The sequence below is a fragment of the Flavobacterium sp. genome (assembly GCF_044371705.1).
Classification (GTDB): domain Bacteria; phylum Bacteroidota; class Bacteroidia; order Flavobacteriales; family Flavobacteriaceae; genus Flavobacterium.
This window is the reverse complement of sequence record NZ_JBILTE010000003.1, coordinates 18,450-37,232: the sequence shown is the minus strand read 5'-3', so window position 1 is coordinate 37,232 and position 18,783 is coordinate 18,450. Positions and strand designations below refer to the sequence as shown.

Genomic DNA, 18,783 nt, shown 5'->3' with positions numbered 1-18,783 from the left:
GTGTGGGATTTTGTAAACTTATATATTTGCATCCCGAAGCTTCGGGACATTTAAAAATTTAGGCATGATAAAAATTAGTTTACCTGACGGTTCGGTTAAGGAGTTTGAGAAGCATTCGACTCCGATGGGTGTTTCAAGAAGTATTAGTGAAGGTTTGGCGAGAAATGTGATTTCTGCGTCATATAACGGCACTATTGTGGAAACGACGACGGAATTGACCACGGATGGTTCACTCATATTATATACGTGGAATGATAAAGAGGGCAAAAAAGCGTTTTGGCATTCGACTTCGCACGTGATGGCTCAGGTTTTGGAGGAGCAATATCCCGGAATTAAGTTAACACTTGGTCCGGCAATTGATAATGGGTTTTATTATGATGTGGATTTTGGTGCTACGAAAATTACAGAAGCCGATTTTAAAGCCATTGAAGACCGAGTTTTAGAAATTTCGAGAGAGAAGCATGAGTTTAAAATGCGTCCGGTTTCGAAAGCAGAGGCTTTGGAAGTGTATAAGAATAATGAATATAAGACGGAATTGATTTCGAATTTGGAAGACGGAACGATAACGTTTTGTGATCATGCTAACTTTTTTGATTTGTGCCGCGGTGGACATATTCCGAATACGGGATTGATTAAGGCGATGAAAATTATGAGCGTGGCAGGTGCTTATTGGCGTGGTGATGAAAAGAATAAACAGCTGACTCGTGTTTACGGAATTTCGTTTCCGAAGCAGAAAGATTTGTCGGAATATTTAGAATTGCTGGAAGAAGCCAAACGCAGAGACCATAGAAAATTAGGCAAAGAGTTGGATTTATTTGCTTTTTCGCAAAAAGTGGGTCAAGGTTTACCATTGTGGCTGCCAAAAGGAGCTGCTTTGCGTGACCGTTTGGAGCAGTTTTTGAAAAAAGCTCAGAAAAAAGCGGGTTATGAGCAAGTGGTGACACCTCATATTGGTCAGAAAGAATTATATGTTACTTCGGGACATTATGCAAAATATGGTGCAGATAGTTTTCAGCCAATTCACACTCCGGCAGAAGGCGAAGAGTTTTTGTTGAAGCCGATGAATTGCCCGCATCACTGTGAAATTTATAACACAAGACCGTGGAGTTATAAAGATTTACCGAAGCGTTACGCTGAATTTGGAACCGTTTATCGTTATGAGCAAAGTGGTGAATTGCATGGATTGACGCGAGTCCGCGGATTTACGCAAGATGATGCCCATATTTTCTGTACTCCGGATCAATTGGACAGTGAGTTTAAAAAAGTAATTGATTTGGTTTTGTATGTTTTCAGTTCGTTAGGATTTGAAAATTTCACGGCTCAAATTTCATTGAGAGATCAAGAGAACCGAGAAAAATATATTGGAAGCGATGAGAATTGGGAAAAAGCAGAAAATGCCATCATCAATGCCGCAAGAGATAAAGGTTTAAATACGGTTGTAGAATATGGCGAAGCTGCTTTTTACGGACCGAAATTAGACTTTATGGTGAAAGATGCCTTGGGAAGACAATGGCAATTGGGAACTATTCAAGTAGATTATAATTTACCGGAGCGTTTTGAATTGACTTACAAAGGAGCGGATAATGAAATGCACCGTCCGGTGATGATCCACAGAGCACCCTTTGGTTCGATGGAGCGATTTATAGCAATCCTTTTAGAACACACAGCAGGAAATTTCCCACTGTGGTTAATGCCTGAGCAAGCTATAATCCTGTCTTTGAGTGAGAAATATGAAAATTATGCTCAAAAAGTTTTAAATTTGCTAGAAAATCACGAAATTCGCGGCCTGATTGACAACCGCAGTGAAACTATTGGGAAGAAAATCAGGGATGCCGAAGTAAAGAAAATTCCGTTTATGATTGTTGTTGGTGAAGAAGAAGAGAAAAACGGAACCATTTCAATTAGACGACATGGTCAAGAAGGAAGAGGTAACAGTACTGTTACTATTGAGGAATTTGCTAAAATAATTAATGATGAAATTAGCAAAACATTAAAAACATTTGAAGTTTAACTTAAAAAATAAAAAGTCATAGCAATTAGAAACAACAGGGGATATCAACCCAGAGTAGAAAAGAAGGCAGCACATAGAATTAATAATTTAATTCGTGTTCCCGAAGTACGATTGGTAGGTGAAAACATAGAGCCAGGGGTTTACAAAATTTCTGAAGCATTACGATTAGCTGAAGAATTCGAGGTGGATTTAGTAGAAATATCTCCAAATGCGGAGCCCCCAGTATGTAAATTAATGGACTATGGGAAATTTATATACGAGCAGAAAAAAAGAGAAAAAATGCTCAAAGCCAAATCGACTCAAATTGTAGTGAAAGAAATTCGTTTCGGACCACAAACAGATGAGCATGACTATGAGTTTAAAAAGAAAAATGCTGAGAAATTCTTAAAAGAAGGTGCTAAGTTAAAAGCGTTTGTATTCTTTAAAGGACGATCCATCATTTATAAAGAGCAGGGACAAATTTTATTATTACGTTTAGCCCAGGATTTAGAGGAAATAGGAAAAGTAGAAGCTTTACCGGTTTTAGAAGGAAAACGTATGATTATGTACCTCGCTCCTAAGAAGAAGAAGTAAACAGTTTTCTGTTTTCAGTCGCAGTAAATAGATTGAAAAAAAAAGGATGCTGAAACAAGTTCAGCATGACAAAAAGTAAGTAAGTTGAATCACAAATAAATTTGGGAAATTATGCCTAAAATGAAAACAAAATCCAGTGCTAAGAAGCGATTCAAAGTAACTGGCTCTGGAAAAATCAAGAGAAAACACGCTTTTAAAAGTCACATTTTGACTAAAAAGTCTAAAAAGCGTAAATTAGCTCTAACTCATTCGACTTTGGTTCACAAAACCGATGAGAAAAGCATTAAACAACAATTAAGAATTATATAATTGTATTAAGATTTGAGTATTAAGTATTAAGACTTGAATCCTACAACAATTAAATTCTTTAGGTTAAAAGTTATTTAATAACCTTGGAGTATGGCCGACAAGTTCCCTTGATTAAATTCGGGACGCCTGCTACAAAAAAACAAGAAAATTATGCCAAGATCAGTAAATTCTGTTGCTAAAAGAGCACGAAGAAAAAAAGTATTAAAGCAAGCCAAAGGTTACTTTGGTAGACGTAAAAACGTTTGGACGGTTGCCAAAAACGCGGTTGAAAAAGCCATGGTTTATGCGTACCGTGACAGAAAACAAAACAAAAGAAACTTCCGTTCATTATGGATCATGCGTATCAACGCTGGTGCTCGTTTGGAAGGAATGAGTTATTCTCAATTTATTGGAAAAGTAAAAGCTAACGGTATCGAATTGAACCGTAAAGTTCTTGCTGATTTAGCGATGAATCATCCAGAAGCTTTTAAAGCAATTTTGAATAAAGTAAAATAAACGTTTTTAACAATCGATTCTAACTTACTTATATAGAAATCTCTGTCAATTGGCAGGGATTTTTTTATTGACTAATTTGTAAATGATGTCATAATATTTTGTAAATTCGTTTAATGTTTTATTTTATTTTTATTATATTTTTAAAAAATTAACATATTAAATGAATAAATAGTATAACCAAAAAACAAAACAATTATGAAAACAAAACTACTTTTAATTGTTGCAATTACAACCTTTGTCCTCTTTGGAGATGTGCCCAGTTTATATGGACAAGGAGGTACGACAAGTTGTTGGCGTGAGGTTTCGGCAGGACAAAATTTCACACTTGCAATAAAAGCGGATGGAACATTGTGGGGCTGGGGTGCAAACGCAAACCTTTTAGGACTAGGTTACTTTTCCGTTTCGGAAAATTTACCGATTCAAATCGGAACAGCTAACGACTGGTTAACAGTTTCCGCAGGAGGCAACCATTCTTTAGCAGTTAAGACAAATGGAACTTTATGGTCTTGGGGTAGCGGAATTTTTGGCCAATTAGGGAATGGCGTTTTTAACAGTGCCACTTTTAATGTTACTCAAGTGGGAACTGCAACTGATTGGATAAAAGTATCCGCCGGCTCTTTGTTCAGTGTGGCTTTAAAAAACAATGGTACACTTTGGACCTGGGGTAGAAATGCCGTGGGGCAGTTAGGAAATAATACCCTACTAGACACTAATGTACCTGCACAAGTGGGAACTGCAACCGATTGGTCGCAAATAGAAGCCGGTAACGAACATACTTTGGCAATTAAAACCACCGGAACTTTATGGTCATGGGGCAACAATCCATTTGGACAATTAGGAAATGGAACAGCAACAGCAAGCAACAATCCCATAATAATTTCACCTGCAACATGGTCAGCTGTATCGGCCGGATTTGATCATAGCATGGCACTAGATGTAAATGGCCTTCTGTATACTTGGGGAAACAACACTAACGGGCAACTTTGTAGCGGAACAAATACTGCGGCGAATATCCCAACATTGGTTGTAGCAACAAGTGGGGCTATTAATTTTTATTTCGCTATTTCAGCTGGGCAAACCCATTCAATGGTTCTTAGAACTGACAATACTCTTTGGACATCCGGTCAAAATAGTTCAGGACAATTAGGTATCGGAAATAATACTAATACAAACATTCTTAATCAAGTGGGAACAGGCACGAATTGGCAACTTATTTCTGCCGGGTTTGTTCATTCGGAAGCAATGGAAATTGGAGCGAATCTTTGGTCTGCCGGAAGAGGACTAGAAGGTCAATTAGGCATTGGAAGCAATATTAATTCCAATATAATTGTGGTAGTTGCGTGTCCAACACCCTTATCAAATGAAGAAATAATCGGAATAAACAATACGTTCAAATTATATCCTAATCCTACGAATGATTTCATAACAATTAATACAACAACAAGTTTTGCGGAAAAAGGTGTCATCGCAATTACTAATATGCAGGGTCAAGTAGTTCAAACATTCCCCTTTCAAAACAATACTATACAAACGATAGATGTTAGTAATCAATCAAGCGGAATTTACATTTTGTCGATTTCTACAAAAGACCAAAATTATCAAACAAAAATTATCAAATATTAATCACAAAATTTAATGAAAAAAAAAAATCTCAGTCATTCAATTGGGATTTTTTTATTTTCAGTACATTTAAAGTTTAAAATTCTTCATCACTATGTATCAAATGTTTCGAATTATTTCAGGTTCCCTTTTGGTTATCATTACGATGTTACTTGTTCCTTCCGTTGAAAAAGCCTTGTTTTTCCTACCATTAGTGTTTGCCTTATCCGTGAGTTTAGTAAATTTAGATAAAATCAAAATAAATCGTCCTTTGGGAGTGATACTCTCCTTGGGTCAGAGTTATTTGGTCTTTTTGGGGTTGGCAATAGTTATCTATTTCTTTGATGAATGGCTTTTGGATATATCTTCCGGAGAAGTCACCGAATATGAGGGAATTATTATGGTAACAACAGGTGGTTATTTGGCTGCTTTGTTATTATTTTACTTTAATTCCTTTATTTTTAAAGTAAGTAATCTGAAATTTAGCTTTCTTGTACTATCTGCATGCTATGTTTTGGTGGTTTTTGTAATGCTGGTTTTTTCAAAAAATGAATACCTTCAATTTGGAGTTGAAAAATTCCCTTCCTTTCTCATTTCGTGGTGTATTTTTATGAGTTTAGCCTATAGCATTTCACTCAATAGAAAAACTTTTTTATCAATAGTAAAGTTGAAACATACATAGAAATTAGCACTTAATCGAATTTGAATCTAACTAAAAACTTCTTCTTTTTCCCCATCAAAACTTGCAAAAACCATAGTTGGATGCGAATCCTGGTGGAAAATAGTTCCATCTTTGTCAATGGCTATCGCTCCGGCAAAACCATCAAAAGGTTTTAGTTCAGAAAATGTTTTTTCAAAAGCTTCTTGAAGCGAAAATCCATCTGTTACGCGAGTGACAATTTTAGTTGCAACTGCTCCACTTACAATGTCCTCGCCTACTCCTGTTAAACTAACTCCACAAAATTCGTTGGCATAATTTCCCGCTACAGTTGCAGAATCTGAAATTCGTCCGGGAATTTCAAATCCTTTTCCTCCTGTAGAAGTTGCAACGGCAATCTTTCCTTCTGCATCCAATGCAACACAACCTACTGTTCCAATTCTGGTTGCTTTTAGTTTCGCTTCAAATTCTGCTTTGCGTTGTGGAATTTCAGTTGAAAACTGTTTGAATCCGTGTTTTCGGGCATATTTCGTTGCTCCACTTCCTCCAACTATTCGATCCTCTTCATTCATCAAAACTTCTGCTACTTGAATAGGATTTTTAACTTCTTCAATATTAATCACTCCACTCATTTTCAAAGACGAACCATCCATTAAAGCAGCACTCATCCGAATTTTTCCATCACTTTGGATTTGTGAACCAATGCCGGCATTAAACAATTCATCATCTTCTAATAAGGTAACCGCATAAATAACCGTTTGTAAAGCATTATGTGTTCTAAGGTATTCGTAGGAATCCTTGATAATTCGAAGTAAAGCATTTTGCTTCGCTATTTTAGTTTTTATATTGGTAGAAGATTCTGAGAAAAAACCGCCATGGATAATTATTTTAGACATAACTGTAAATTAAAAAGGAACAAAGATTTTTAAAATTTATTTAATTTCAACAATCTGTGTTCCAAACATAGGTAAAAATTAAAATTATACGTATTGTGACGATTGAATATGCATTCTATACGTCTCCAAATCAAAAGTATCATACATACTCATTACATGTGTAACTAAATGATTAATAGAAATAGGTTGTCCTAATTCAACTTGAGTTAAATTGGTGTCTTTGATTTCACGTCCGTCTACTAAAATAACAAGTCCGGAACCAATAGCTTCCATTTTTTTATTGTTTGTAATTAACAAACCTGTATCCTCTCCAAGTCCAATTCCTAAGACCTTCGGGTTCCCAACAACTGCTTGAAACAATCGACCTATTCTACCCCTTTGTACAAAATGAGTATCAATGATTACATCGTCAATTAAACCTAATCCGCTGGTGATTTTAACTTCTCCTTTTAATAAGGCCTCATGGCTACTTCCTTGATAAATCATATTATTTGAAGCTGCCGCAGCACCTGCAGAAGTACCTGCATATATAAAATCTTCATGAGTATATTTATTCAATAAAATATCGTGAAATTTTGTACCTCCTAAAATAGACGATAGTCGCAATTGATCGCCACCGGTAAACATAACAATATCTGCCGCTTGCAGTCGATTTAAATTTTCTTGCTCTCCTGCCTGTTCACGTCTTTCAATGTGTAAAACATCAACATTTGAGGCATTAAGGTATTGAAAAGCTCTGGCATACTCCGGACCCACTTCTCGTGGAATTTTAGAAGCTGTTGTCACCACTTCAATTCTGGAGTTTTCTTTGAATTTAGATTCGTCGATGATGCGTTTTAAGATTCCTTTTTCAAAGAAATTCATATTCTTAGAAACATCTTTATCAAAACTCGATTCAGTGAAACTGCCTTTATCAACAGCTCCACCAATAATAATTAGTTTTCCTCTACTATTCATTTGGTAAAAATAATAAAATCTTGCTACTATTCAATAGTTTTAAAGGATTTTGAAAAAAGCAATGAACACTATTTGCTAGTAAACCTAAAATTCTGAAAATCAATAAATAATTGATTTAATTTCAGTGTTTAAAATAAAATTTAACCGACACGACAAAAAAACTAATTGAGTGACACAAATATTTCTTATTTTTAACAAAATCATTCAAAATAGCTAAAAACTAATACTCCCTTTCAATTTATAGATTTATGAAAATACTAAAAGTACAAGCACTTCGTGGACCTAATCTTTGGAGTACTCAACGCAAGAAATTGATACAGATGCGTCTCGATCTTGAAGAGATGGAACAATATCCCACCAACAAAATTGAAGGCTTTAGGGAACGATTGGAAGAAATGTTTCCAACAATGATTGAACATCGCTGTTCCGAAGGCGTTCGTGGCGGTTTTTTTATGCGAATAGAAAAAGGTACTTGGATGGGACATGTAATTGAACATATTGCCCTAGAAATTCAATCACTTGCTGGGATGGATACGGGTTTTGGCAGAACACGAGAAACCAAAACACCTGGTGTTTATAATGTAGTTTTTAGCTATGTTGAAGAAAATGTAGGAATGTTTGCCGCCGAAAGCTCGGTGCGAATTGCAGAGGCTTTAATCGCCGGCACCGCATATAATTTAGAAGCTGATATACTAAAAATGAAAGAAATCCGCGAACGTGTACGCCTCGGTCCTTCCACCGGAAGTATTGTTGAAGAAGCCGTGGCACGAGACATTCCCTGGATAAGATTAGGGACCAATTCACTAGTTCAATTAGGTTATGGTGTGCATCAAATGCGTTTTCAAGCGACGATTACTTGCAAAACCAGCAGTATTGCTGTAGATATTGCCTGCAATAAGGAAGAAACTAAACGTATGCTGGACATGGCATCTATACCGGTTGCCAGCGGGTCCATTTGTGTGGATGCAGAAGATTTGGAACTTACCATCAAAAAAATTGGATATCCAATTGTGATTAAACCTTTGGACGGCAATCATGGAAAGGGGGCGTCAATAAATGTCGTTACTTGGGAAGATGCAATTAAAGGTTTAGCTCATGCTCAAAAATACAGCCGTCGTGTAATTGTCGAAAAATTTATAACGGGTTTTGATTTTAGGGTTTTAGTAATCGACAATAAATTAGTTGCCGCTGCAAAACGTGTTCCTGCTCATGTGGTGGGTGATGGTAAAAAAACGATTCAAGAATTAATTGACACGACCAATTTAGATCCAAAAAGAGGGTATGGTCATGAAAATGTTTTAACCGAAATCACGGTTGACAGAGACACGACGGATTTGTTAGAAAAAATGAACTACTCCCTAGAAACCATCCCAAATAATGGCGAAACGGTTTATTTAAAATCAACCGCCAATTTAAGTACCGGCGGAACTTCGGTGGATGTAACCGATATGATGCATCCGGAAAACATATTTTTGGCTGAACGTATCTCCAGAGTAATTGGCTTAGACGTTTGTGGTATTGATATCATGGCAGAAAATTTGACGCAACCGTTAAAAGAAAATGGTGGTGTCATCTTAGAAGTAAACGCCGCTCCCGGTTTCAGGATGCATTTAGCTCCATCGGAAGGATTACCAAGAAATGTAGCCGCTCCGGTAATTGACATGCTTTATCCACCCGGAAAACCAAGCCGAATTCCAATTATTGCTGTCACCGGAACTAATGGAAAAACAACAACAACCCGACTACTCGCTCATATTGTAAAAAATAATGGGTATCGCGTTGGATTCACCACTTCGGATGGAATCTATATTCAAAATCACATGTTGGAAAAAGGTGACACCACCGGACCTCTAAGTGCGGAATATATTTTGAAAGATCCAACTGTAGAATTTGCCGTTTTGGAAACCGCTCGCGGTGGAATTTTGAGAGCCGGCTTGGGCTTTAGCAGATGCGATATTGCTTTGATAACCAACATCAGAGAAGATCATTTGGGTCTTAACGACATTGATACATTGGATGATTTAGCCCGTGTGAAAAGCGTGGTTGTTCGTAGTGTAAAAAAAGATGGTTGGGCAATTTTAAATGCCGAAGACGATCAGTGTTTGAAAATTGCCAATGATTTAAGTTGCAATATTGCCTATTTTGCCATGGATGAAGAAAATCCCATTGTAAAAAAACTGAGTAAAGAAGGAAAAATTGTAGCTGTTTATGAAAATGGATACATTACCATTAAAAAAGGTGATTGGAAAATACGTGTTGAAAAAGTTTTACATATCCCTTTGACTTTAGGAGGCAAAGCTAAATTTATGATTCAAAACGTGTTGGCGGCAACATTGGCAAGTTATTTATATGGTTTTAAAACGGATGATATTAGTCTTTCCTTGCAAACCTTTATTCCAAGTGTTGCTCAAACGCCTGGACGAATGAATATTTTTGAATTCAAACGATTCAAGGTAATGATTGATTTTGCTCACAATCCGGCGGGTTATACAGCTATTGAAGATTTGTTGAGTAACATTGAAGCCACGAGAAAAATTGGTATTATTGCCGGTGTTGGCGACAGACGAGATGAAGATATTCGCGATTGTGCAGAGATTGCCGCTCGTATGTTTGACCATATCATCATTCGTCAAGAAAAACACTTACGCGGAAGAACTGAACAAGAAATCATCGATTTAATATTAGAAGGAATTCAATTGGCAAACCGTCCGGTGACTTATGAAATTATTCCAAAAGAGATTGAAGCCATCAAACATGCGATAAATATTGCAGATGATGGCACTTTTATTACTGCTCTAAGTGATGTTGTAACCAATGCTATTGATATTGTTCAAGAATATTTGGATAAAGAAAATGAGGAGAATTTGAGTTGAAATTAAAAATTTCAACTCAAATTCCAAAGTGAAAATTCCAAATTCCGTGTATCATTATTGGAATTTGGAATTTTATTTTTCGATTTTTTTTATTCATTATGTTTTCTGTTTCTTCTTCTTAGCCGCAGGAAACAAAACATTATTTAAAATCAACCGATAGCCCGGCGAATTTGGATGCAAATCTAAGACTGTGGGCGAATCACCTACCAAATGTTGATAATCTTCAGGGTCATGACCGCCAAAGAATGTAAACATTCCTTTTCCTTTGGTTCCGTGAATGTACCGTGCTTCACCATTATAAAGATTTTCACCCATCACCAAAACGTTTGATTTTACCAATTGACTATCAAAAGCTGTGGTTTGTCCCATAAAACCTTTGACCAACTGCGTGTGATTTTGGCATAACATACTTGGAATAGGATCCCACTTTGCAGAATATTCCATCAAAGTAAAATAGTCTTTCTCCATCATTACTTTACGTCGGGAGGTCATATCAATGTCTGAAAACTCATAAATAGTGGGTCGTCGTTCCAACGTAAAATCTTTAAAAGCAAACGTTTTTGAATAATCAATTTTCGATTGATAATTGGGCTCACTTTCATCACTATCAAACATGGGTTCGCAAATATCTACTCCCTCGGCTGAAAGTGCAATATCAAAACTATCCGTTGCCGAACACATAGCAAACATGAAACCGCCACCAATGACAAAATCTCTAATTTTCTTTGCAACAGCTAATTTTTCATCGGATACTTTTGAAAATCCTAATTTGGTGGCTAATTCCTCCGCTTCTCGCTTTTGTTCGATGTACCAAGGTGCATTTTTGTAGGCTCCGAAAAACTTACCATATTGACCCGAAAAATCTTCGTGATGCAAATGCAACCAATCATAAAGTAGCAATTGATCCGACAATACTTCTTCGTCATAAACAGCTGTAAAAGGAATCTCGGCATAGGTTAACACCAAGGTTACTGCATCGTCCCATGGCTTTTTGCCTTTTGGAGTATAAACTGCAATTTTAGGTGCTTTTTCTAAAACAACCGCTTCCATATTTTGAGACGGACTGCTGATTTCTTCTAAAATTTGATTGGCTTGACCGTCTGTTAAAAGTTCAAAACTAACGCCTCGAATCTGACATTCTTTGCGAATTTCTGCAACATCCGGCAACAAAAAAGAACCGCCTCGATAGTTTAATAACCAACTAGTTTTATAATCGTTATTTAACGCCCAATAGGTTATTCCATAAGCTTTCAGATGATTTTGCTGCGTGCTTTCATCCATTGGTAACAGTATGAAATTTGCTTTCAGTTGCATTGAACTGAAAAAAATCAGAAGTACCACTATATATTTTTGTAAAACCATACTATTAGAAATAATACAATCAATTGTATGTTTCAAAGATAGCAGAATTAATGTGAAGAAAATGATAAAAAAATCCGCTTTTCAAAGGATTAAAAGTTAAAATGGAACATCGCTATCGTCTTCGGGATCGTTCATATTACTTCCAAACGCTTCATGGGCAGACGGAAGATTTTTGGTTATAAATGATGTTTCATCCGAGTTCATTCGAGAAGCAAAATCACTGATATCGGTTGTAAAATCATCCAAATTATCAAATTTACCTAAGTTTCCGATAAACTTCAGTCGGATATTTTCTAAACTACCATTCCGGTGTTTGGCAATAATAAACTCTGCCTGGCCTGCCGTTGGGGAACGCTCTTCATCATCCCATTCATCAATTTTATAATATTCGGGACGGTAAATAAACGAAACAATATCAGCATCTTGCTCAATTGCTCCTGATTCACGAAGGTCGGAAAGCAAAGGTCTTTTGCTGGAACCACGCGTTTCAACCGCACGCGATAACTGCGACAATGCAATAACCGGAACGCTTAATTCTTTTGCCAACGCTTTTAAATTTCGTGAAATAGTTGAAATTTCTTGTTCACGATTTCCACTTCCTCCTTTTCCACCTCCTCCGGCTGTCATCAATTGCAAATAATCAACAATAATTAGTTTAATTCCGTGCTGCGATGACAAACGTCGGGCTTTTGCACGCAAATCAAAAATGGAAAGCGACGGCGTATCATCAATATATAAAGGTGCTTTTTCAAGATTTTTAACTTTCACACTCAGTTGTTCCCATTCGTGTTTTTCTAGTTTACCGGTTCGCAACTTTTCGGAGGATAAGCCCGTTTCTGAAGAAATTAAACGTGTAATCAACTGCACAGAAGACATTTCCAACGAAAATACAGCAACAGGCTGATTATAATCAATCGCCATGTTTCGTGCCATGGATAAAACGAATGCGGTTTTACCCATACCCGGTCTTGCAGCAATGATAATCAAATCACTGGGTTGCCAACCTGAGGTTACTTTGTCCAACTTTTCAAAACCGGTTGCAACACCGCTCAAACCTTCTTTGTTGGCAATTTCCTCGATTCGTTTTTTCGCTTGGATCACCAGACTTTGAGCAGTTTCGGAACTTCTTTTAATATTTCCTTGTGTAACTTCGTATAATTTAGATTCGGCTTTATCAAGCAAATCAAAAACATCAGTCGTTTCATCGTACGATTCTTCGATAATTTCTGAAGAAATTTTGATCAAACTTCGTTGAATAAATTTTTGCAGAATAATTCTTGAGTGAAACTCAATGTGGGCCGAAGAAGAAATTTTCTGAGTTAACTGAATCAGGTAAAAATCACCCCCTACCAAATCCAATTTGGCATTTTTCTTTAATTGTGCCGAAACGGTTAATAAGTCAATTGGCTGTGTATCTGTGAATAACTGTACAATTGCATCAAAAATGTGTTTGTGAGCCTCTTTGTAAAAAGCATCGGGTTGCAGGATATCAATCACCTCATCAACCCCTTTCTTATCAATCATCATTGCTCCTAAAACGGCTTCTTCTAAGTCAAGAGCCTGTGGCGGAAGTTTTCCTTTTTCAAGGTTTATGATTGTAGTTTTATCTACTTTAATGGGGTTAATATTTCTTAGATTTTCCATGCCGCTAAAGTAACCAAAATATAAAAATTTGAACGTTATAGTTGTTAGTAAATCAATGTTAATAACAAAGTAATTTTTGTTAACAACATAAAAAAATCCGAAGTTTAAAGGCTTCGGATTTATAACTTGAAATGTAAGAATTACTCCTTGAATTCTCCCATTTTACTGTATTTATCCATCCTTTGGGCGACTAACTCGGCTGTTGATAAATCTTTTAATTCTTTATAACCTTTAAGAATGTACTGTTCGACAGTTTTAAAGGTTGTTTCTCTATCATAATGAGCTCCTCCCAGTGGTTCGGGAACAATTTCATCGATTAACTTCTGTTTTTTCATGTCGTAGGAAGTCAGCTTCAAAGCTTCGGCAGCTTGCTCTTTAAATTCCCAACTTCTCCATAAAATGGAGGAACATGATTCAGGAGAGATTACCGAGTACCACGTATTTTCCAACATATAAACACGGTCACCAACTCCAATTCCCAACGCACCGCCTGAAGCTCCTTCGCCAACTATAACAGTGATAATTGGGGTTTTCAAACGAATCATTTCAAAAATATTGCGAGCGATAGCTTCTCCTTGCCCGCGTTCTTCCGCTTCTAAACCTGGATAAGCACCGGGAGTATCAATCAATGTTACAACAGGAATTCCGAATTTCTCAGCCATTTTCATCAAACGAAGAGCTTTGCGGTAACCTTCCGGATTTGCCATACCAAAATTACGGAACTGACGTGTTTTGGTGTTAAATCCTTTTTGCTGACCAACAATCATAAACGATTGTCCTCCAATTTTACCCAATCCGCCAATCATTGCTTTGTCATCTTTGAAGTTTCTATCGCCAAATAATTCTAGGAATGTATCGCCGCACAAGGCACGAACGTGGTCCATGGTGTAGGGTCGACTTGGATGACGAGATAATTGAACTCGTTGCCAAGCGGATAAATTTTTATATATTTTCTGCTTTGTTTCTGCTAGTTTTTTCTCGATTTGCTTGCAAGTAGCTGTGACATCAACATTAGATTCTTCACCAATAATTTGGCATTTATCCAATTGATCTTCCAATTCTTTAATTGGAAGCTCAAAATCTAAATATTCCATACTCTAATTGATTTTAGTTTAGTTTGAATAGCAAAGATAGAATTTTATCTTGTTAAGAAAAGTAAAATTTAATGTTATCAACTAATTTTTGGCCTTGAAATACAATTCTTTCAAAACTGAAATCTACACTTCAGTAATTGATTTTACAGCCGTGCCAACATTCTTTCTTTTTAAATAGTATTTGATAATTCCATTCAAAATAACTGTTACAACGATAATGATTGCACCCATATAAAAACCGGTACTCATTTGTTCTTTCTCTTTAAAAATTAGAAGGGCTAAAATAATACCGTAAACAGGTTCCAAATTTATAGTTAACATAACGGTGTACGGACTCAAATAACGCATCACTTTTACCGAGGCAATAAAAGCGTAAGCAGTACAAACCGAACTCAGTATAATCAGGTACAACCAATCGGTAGGTTTTAAAACAAAGAACTCAGGTGTAAAACTGCCGGTAAACAATAAATAGATTGAAAAACACAAAACACCGCCTGAAAGTTCATAAAAGGAAATAACTGTAGAGTCGTATTTCTGTGCCAATCTTCCGTTTAACACAGAAAAAAGTGCAGACAAAAAGGCGGAAGTTAGAGCTAAAATGATCCCCAAATAGTAATCACCTTCAAAATTAAAAATAATGTAAAGTCCGAAAACAACTACTAAACCGAAGAGTACTTCATACCAAACAACCCGTCGCTTATAAAAAATAGGTTCCAAAAAGGAAGTAAAAAAAGCACCTGTTGACAGACATGCTAAAGTCACCGAAACATTAGAAACTTTTATCGCTTTGAAAAAAGTCAGCCAATGTAAAGCAATCACCAATCCCAAAAAAAGGAATAACAAGAATAGACGTTTTGAAATTGCCAACGATTGCTTTTTATAAAGGAAAAACAGCACTATAAAACCAACCGCCATCAGCATTCGGAACCAAACCAATGGCAAGGCATCTAACGAAATTAATTCCCCTAAAATCGCAGTAAATCCCCAAATAAATACAATCAAATGAAGATGCAGGTAACTCTTGATACTATCGTTTAGCATTTCGTAACAAATAAAGAGCTAAAATACCAAAAACAACATTAGGTAACCAAACAGCAACTAACGGCGGAATACTTGATTTTTCTGCCAGTGTTGCAAATATTTTATCGAAAAACACATACACGAAAGCCAATACAATTCCGATGGCAAGGTTTACTCCCATTCCGCCCCGACGTTTCATCGATGAAACTGAAACTGCAATGAGGGTCAAAATGAAAGCAGTAACCGGAAGACTGTATTTTTTATATAGAACAACCAAATACGTGTTTATATTGCCGTTACCTCGGGCTTGCTCCTTATCAATAAATTTATTCAATTCAGGTAATGTCAGCGTTTCTGCAATGTAAATGACGGGCGTTAAATCTTCCAAATCAAAATTAAAGACCGTATCTTTTTTTACTTGCGTTTCTATAATATCGTTGAATTCACCGACTGTTCTTTTATTATAATTATACATGGTATACGTGCTATCTTTTTCATTGTATTTCAAACGGCCCGCAGTTATTTTGTAGACTAATTTTTCCTTGTCAAATTTCTCTAAAACAAAATTATAGGCAATTTTAGCAGTACTTTGAAAATTACTGACATAGATAAATTCATCATCGCCAATTTGTCTGAAAACATTTGAGGTTTCTTTAATTTCAGCATTATTCTTTAAGTAAGTATACCTAAAATCGTTAAAACCTTTACTTGCTTTTGGTACCAAAAAGAATCCCATGATTAATGCAAATACAGAAACCAGCGTTGCCCCAATTAAATACGGTCTTAAAAAACGTGTGAATGAAATTCCGGAACTTAAAATCGCAATAATTTCGGTATTATTTGCCAACTTAGAGGTAAACCAAATAACCGACAAAAACAAAAAAATTGGAAATAATAAATTTGCAAAATAGACCGTAAAGTCTAAATAATAAATAGCTACTGCTTTAAACGGCACATCGCTTGCCAATATCTTATTAATCTTCTCTGCAACATCGATAACAATACCAATAGGTATAAAAAGAACTAACATCACCACAAAAGTGGCAATATATCTTTTCAACAGGTATTTATCGATAATGGTTAGCATGCTTTTATAGATAGATTATAATCGTTGACTCATTTGTTTGACCATTTGGTCTTTCCAAACTCTGAAATCACCTGCAATAATATGTTTTCTTGCTTCGCGAACCAACCACATATAAAAACCAAGATTATGAATGGTTGCAATTTGCTTTCCTAAATATTCGTTGGCTGCAAACAAATGACGCAGGTAGGCTTTTGTATATTCCGTGTCAACAAAAGTAATTCCCATTTCGTCAATGGGAGAAAAATCATCTTCCCATTTTTTATTTTTAATATTAATGGTGCCGTTAGCCGTAAACAACATACCGTTTCTGGCATTTCGTGTAGGCATGACACAATCAAACATATCGATTCCCAAAGCAATATTTTCCAAAATGTTGATTGGCGTTCCCACTCCCATTAAATAACGTGGCTTATCTTGAGGTAAAATAGCAGTCACCACTTCGGTCATGGCATACATTTCTTCCGCAGGTTCACCAACCGATAATCCGCCAATTGCATTTCCAACAGCACCTGCATTGGCAATATATTCTGCTGATTCCTGACGTAAATCTTTATAAGTACTTCCTTGAACAATTGGAAAAAAAGCTTGTTCGTAACCATATTTAAAAGGAAGATTTTCTAAATGATTGATGCAGCGGTCCAACCAACGGTGCGTCATGTGCATGGAACGTTTGGCATATCTATAGTCACAAGGGTAAGGCGTACATTCATCAAAAGCCATGATAATATCTGCACCAATGGTTCGCTGAATTTCCATGACACTTTCCGGTGAAAAAAAATGATACGAACCGTCAATATGACTTTTAAACTTTACTCCTTCTTCTTTAATTTTTCGATTGGACGACAGTGAATACACTTGATAACCACCACTATCGGTCAAAATATTTCGATCCCAATTCATAAATTTATGCAACCCGCCCGCCTTTTCAAGAATATCTGTTTGCGGACGCAAGTATAAGTGGTACGTATTGCCAAGAATAATATCCGGATTAATGTCCTCTCTCAATTCGCGTTGATGCACTCCTTTAACAGAAGCAACCGTTCCAACCGGCATAAAAATCGGTGTTTCAATAACGCCGTGATCTGTGGTTATTGAACCCGCACGGGCTTGAGAATTTGGGTCTTTCGAAAGTAAATCGAATTTCATAGGTACATTTTACAGTGGGCAAAGATAAAAGAATTAGAATTTATCAATTCAGATTTAGGAATTATTTATCTTTTATAATATTGACTTACTAACAAATTTTCTTTAAAACTTTACTAAAAATATAAAACCCCACTTAAAGAAAATATAATAATTGAATTACCTTTGCCGAAGTTTAACTTTAAGATGAATAATGAAACCTAACACACAACAACTAAACGACTTAGTAACGCAAGTCAGACGAGACATTCTTCGAATGGTTCATGCAGTAAACTCAGGACACCCCGGAGGATCATTGGGATGTACAGAATTTTTTGTAGCCATGTACCAAAACCTTATGAATCGCGAAGATACCTTTGAAATGGACGGAATTGGCGAAGATTTATTTTTCCTTTCCAACGGTCACATTTCACCTGTTTTTTATAGTGTTTTAGCTAGAAGTGGTTATTTTCCGGTAGCAGAATTGGCTACTTTCAGAAAAATAAATACGCGTTTGCAGGGACATCCAACTACTCATGATGGTTTACCTGGTGTTCGAATGGCAGCAGGTTCATTAGGACAAGGCTTATCTGTTTCTATTGGTGCGGCTCAAGCTAAAAAATTGAATAATGACCAACACATCGTTTATGTTTTAACCGGTGATGGTGAATTACAAGAAGGTCAAAACTGGGAAGCGATTATGTACGCTTCTGCTAAAAAAGTAGACAACTTAATTGCAACTGTAGACTTAAATGGTAAACAGATTGATGGTTCTACAGACGAAGTTTTAGCGATGGGAAGTTTGAAAGCTAAATTTGAAGCTTTTGACTGGGATGTTTTGGAAATTACAGAAGGAAACAACCTCGAAGCAATTATTTCAGGAATGACCGAAGCGAAAGCAAGAACCGGAAAAGGAAAACCGGTTTGCGTTTTATTGCATACCGAAATGGGTAACGGCGTAGATTATATGATGCATACACACGCTTGGCACGGAAAAGCTCCAAACGATGAGCAATTAGAAAAAGGTTTGGCTCAAAATGTATCAACGTTAGGTGACTATTAAAATTTACAAATCTTAAGTTA

At 36.3% G+C, this 18,783-nt stretch carries 16 protein-coding genes; 8 read left to right on the top strand and 8 right to left on the bottom strand.

All coding sequences use genetic code 11. The features are described from left to right. Window positions 1-64 precede the first annotated feature (64 nt). The 6 genes from thrS (at window position 65) to ACIQ2S_RS00595 (ending at window position 5,669) form a co-directional block, all read left to right on the top strand. Window positions 65-2,011: a threonine--tRNA ligase gene (gene thrS / locus ACIQ2S_RS00620; protein WP_396172114.1), complete on the top strand. Its 1,947-nt coding sequence runs from the start codon at window positions 65-67 to the stop codon at window positions 2,009-2,011. Between the two features lie 24 nt (window positions 2,012-2,035). Then, a complete protein-coding gene (infC, locus tag ACIQ2S_RS00615; RefSeq protein WP_396172116.1) occupies window positions 2,036-2,584 on the top strand; it encodes a translation initiation factor IF-3 in 549 nt (182 codons plus the stop codon). Window positions 2,585-2,695: 111 nt separating this feature from the next. Continuing rightward, entirely contained in the window at window positions 2,696-2,893 is a 198-nt protein-coding gene (gene rpmI / locus ACIQ2S_RS00610; RefSeq protein ID WP_091398482.1) for a 50S ribosomal protein L35, read from the top strand. Between the two features lie 150 nt (window positions 2,894-3,043). Further along, the gene (rplT, locus tag ACIQ2S_RS00605; protein ID WP_396172113.1) at window positions 3,044-3,388 is read left to right on the top strand and encodes a 50S ribosomal protein L20; all 345 of its coding nucleotides are present in this window, start codon (window positions 3,044-3,046) and stop codon (window positions 3,386-3,388) included. A gap of 195 nt (window positions 3,389-3,583) precedes the next feature. Next, window positions 3,584-5,011 carry a T9SS type A sorting domain-containing protein gene (locus tag ACIQ2S_RS00600; protein WP_396172112.1) on the top strand — a complete coding sequence of 476 codons (1,428 nt, stop codon included), beginning with the start codon at window positions 3,584-3,586 and terminating at the stop codon, window positions 5,009-5,011. Between the two features lie 91 nt (window positions 5,012-5,102). Then, window positions 5,103-5,669 carry a hypothetical protein gene (locus ACIQ2S_RS00595; RefSeq protein ID WP_396172111.1) on the top strand — a complete coding sequence of 189 codons (567 nt, stop codon included), beginning with the start codon at window positions 5,103-5,105 and terminating at the stop codon, window positions 5,667-5,669. A 26-nt stretch (window positions 5,670-5,695) separates the two neighbouring features. Here ACIQ2S_RS00595 and ACIQ2S_RS00590 read toward each other — a convergent pair whose 3' ends face one another. After that, the gene (locus tag ACIQ2S_RS00590; protein ID WP_396172110.1) at window positions 5,696-6,541 is read right to left on the bottom strand and encodes an isoaspartyl peptidase/L-asparaginase; all 846 of its coding nucleotides are present in this window, start codon (window positions 6,539-6,541) and stop codon (window positions 5,696-5,698) included. An 84-nt stretch (window positions 6,542-6,625) separates the two neighbouring features. Next, window positions 6,626-7,498 carry a cyanophycinase gene (locus ACIQ2S_RS00585; RefSeq protein ID WP_396172109.1) on the bottom strand — a complete coding sequence of 291 codons (873 nt, stop codon included), beginning with the start codon at window positions 7,496-7,498 and terminating at the stop codon, window positions 6,626-6,628. Window positions 7,499-7,746: 248 nt separating this feature from the next. On the opposite strand from ACIQ2S_RS00585, the gene cphA reads away from it, so the two are divergent. Then, window positions 7,747-10,371 carry a cyanophycin synthetase gene (gene cphA, locus ACIQ2S_RS00580; protein ID WP_396172108.1) on the top strand — a complete coding sequence of 875 codons (2,625 nt, stop codon included), beginning with the start codon at window positions 7,747-7,749 and terminating at the stop codon, window positions 10,369-10,371. 96 nt (window positions 10,372-10,467) lie between these two features. On the opposite strand, the gene ACIQ2S_RS00575 is transcribed toward cphA, so the two are convergent. The 6 genes from ACIQ2S_RS00575 to tgt form a co-directional block, all read right to left on the bottom strand. Next, the gene (locus ACIQ2S_RS00575) at window positions 10,468-11,685 is read right to left on the bottom strand and encodes an asparagine synthetase B (protein ID WP_396172115.1); all 1,218 of its coding nucleotides are present in this window, start codon (window positions 11,683-11,685) and stop codon (window positions 10,468-10,470) included. Window positions 11,686-11,829: 144 nt separating this feature from the next. Next, a complete protein-coding gene (dnaB, locus tag ACIQ2S_RS00570; protein ID WP_396172107.1) occupies window positions 11,830-13,377 on the bottom strand; it encodes a replicative DNA helicase in 1,548 nt (515 codons plus the stop codon). A 140-nt stretch (window positions 13,378-13,517) separates the two neighbouring features. Beyond that, entirely contained in the window at window positions 13,518-14,471 is a 954-nt protein-coding gene (locus tag ACIQ2S_RS00565) for an acetyl-CoA carboxylase carboxyltransferase subunit alpha (protein ID WP_396172106.1), read from the bottom strand. A 123-nt stretch (window positions 14,472-14,594) separates the two neighbouring features. Continuing rightward, complete coding sequence (locus ACIQ2S_RS00560; protein WP_396172105.1) at window positions 14,595-15,512, bottom strand: DMT family transporter; 918 nt, start codon at window positions 15,510-15,512, stop codon at window positions 14,595-14,597. Then, window positions 15,499-16,578, bottom strand: coding sequence for an LptF/LptG family permease (locus tag ACIQ2S_RS00555; RefSeq protein WP_396172104.1), 1,080 nt, complete (start codon window positions 16,576-16,578; stop codon window positions 15,499-15,501). The genes ACIQ2S_RS00560 and ACIQ2S_RS00555 overlap by 14 nt, the downstream gene beginning before the upstream one ends. A gap of 15 nt (window positions 16,579-16,593) precedes the next feature. Then, window positions 16,594-17,724, bottom strand: coding sequence for a tRNA guanosine(34) transglycosylase Tgt (gene tgt / locus ACIQ2S_RS00550; protein ID WP_396172103.1), 1,131 nt, complete (start codon window positions 17,722-17,724; stop codon window positions 16,594-16,596). Window positions 17,725-17,914: 190 nt separating this feature from the next. Here tgt and ACIQ2S_RS00545 point away from each other — a divergent pair, with 190 nt between their 5' ends. Beyond that, window positions 17,915-18,763: a transketolase gene (locus ACIQ2S_RS00545; RefSeq protein WP_396172101.1), complete on the top strand. Its 849-nt coding sequence runs from the start codon at window positions 17,915-17,917 to the stop codon at window positions 18,761-18,763. Window positions 18,764-18,783 lie beyond the last annotated feature (20 nt).

Coding starts and splice junctions, on each gene's coding strand:
- thrS (WP_396172114.1), top strand. CDS start 65: ATGATAAAAATTAGTTTACCTGACGGTTCGGTTAAGGAGTTTGAGAAG.
- rpmI (WP_091398482.1), top strand. CDS start 2,696: ATGCCTAAAATGAAAACAAAATCCAGTGCTAAGAAGCGATTCAAAGTA.
- rplT (WP_396172113.1), top strand. CDS start 3,044: ATGCCAAGATCAGTAAATTCTGTTGCTAAAAGAGCACGAAGAAAAAAA.
- ACIQ2S_RS00600 (WP_396172112.1), top strand. CDS start 3,584: ATGAAAACAAAACTACTTTTAATTGTTGCAATTACAACCTTTGTCCTC.
- ACIQ2S_RS00595 (WP_396172111.1), top strand. CDS start 5,103: ATGTATCAAATGTTTCGAATTATTTCAGGTTCCCTTTTGGTTATCATT.
- ACIQ2S_RS00590 (WP_396172110.1), bottom strand. CDS start 6,541: ATGTCTAAAATAATTATCCATGGCGGTTTTTTCTCAGAATCTTCTACC.
- ACIQ2S_RS00585 (WP_396172109.1), bottom strand. CDS start 7,498: ATGAATAGTAGAGGAAAACTAATTATTATTGGTGGAGCTGTTGATAAA.
- cphA (WP_396172108.1), top strand. CDS start 7,747: ATGAAAATACTAAAAGTACAAGCACTTCGTGGACCTAATCTTTGGAGT.
- ACIQ2S_RS00575 (WP_396172115.1), bottom strand. CDS start 11,685: ATGCAACTGAAAGCAAATTTCATACTGTTACCAATGGATGAAAGCACG.
- dnaB (WP_396172107.1), bottom strand. CDS start 13,377: ATGGAAAATCTAAGAAATATTAACCCCATTAAAGTAGATAAAACTACA.
- ACIQ2S_RS00565 (WP_396172106.1), bottom strand. CDS start 14,471: ATGGAATATTTAGATTTTGAGCTTCCAATTAAAGAATTGGAAGATCAA.
- ACIQ2S_RS00560 (WP_396172105.1), bottom strand. CDS start 15,512: ATGCTAAACGATAGTATCAAGAGTTACCTGCATCTTCATTTGATTGTA.
- ACIQ2S_RS00555 (WP_396172104.1), bottom strand. CDS start 16,578: ATGCTAACCATTATCGATAAATACCTGTTGAAAAGATATATTGCCACT.
- tgt (WP_396172103.1), bottom strand. CDS start 17,724: ATGAAATTCGATTTACTTTCGAAAGACCCAAATTCTCAAGCCCGTGCG.
- ACIQ2S_RS00545 (WP_396172101.1), top strand. CDS start 17,915: ATGAAACCTAACACACAACAACTAAACGACTTAGTAACGCAAGTCAGA.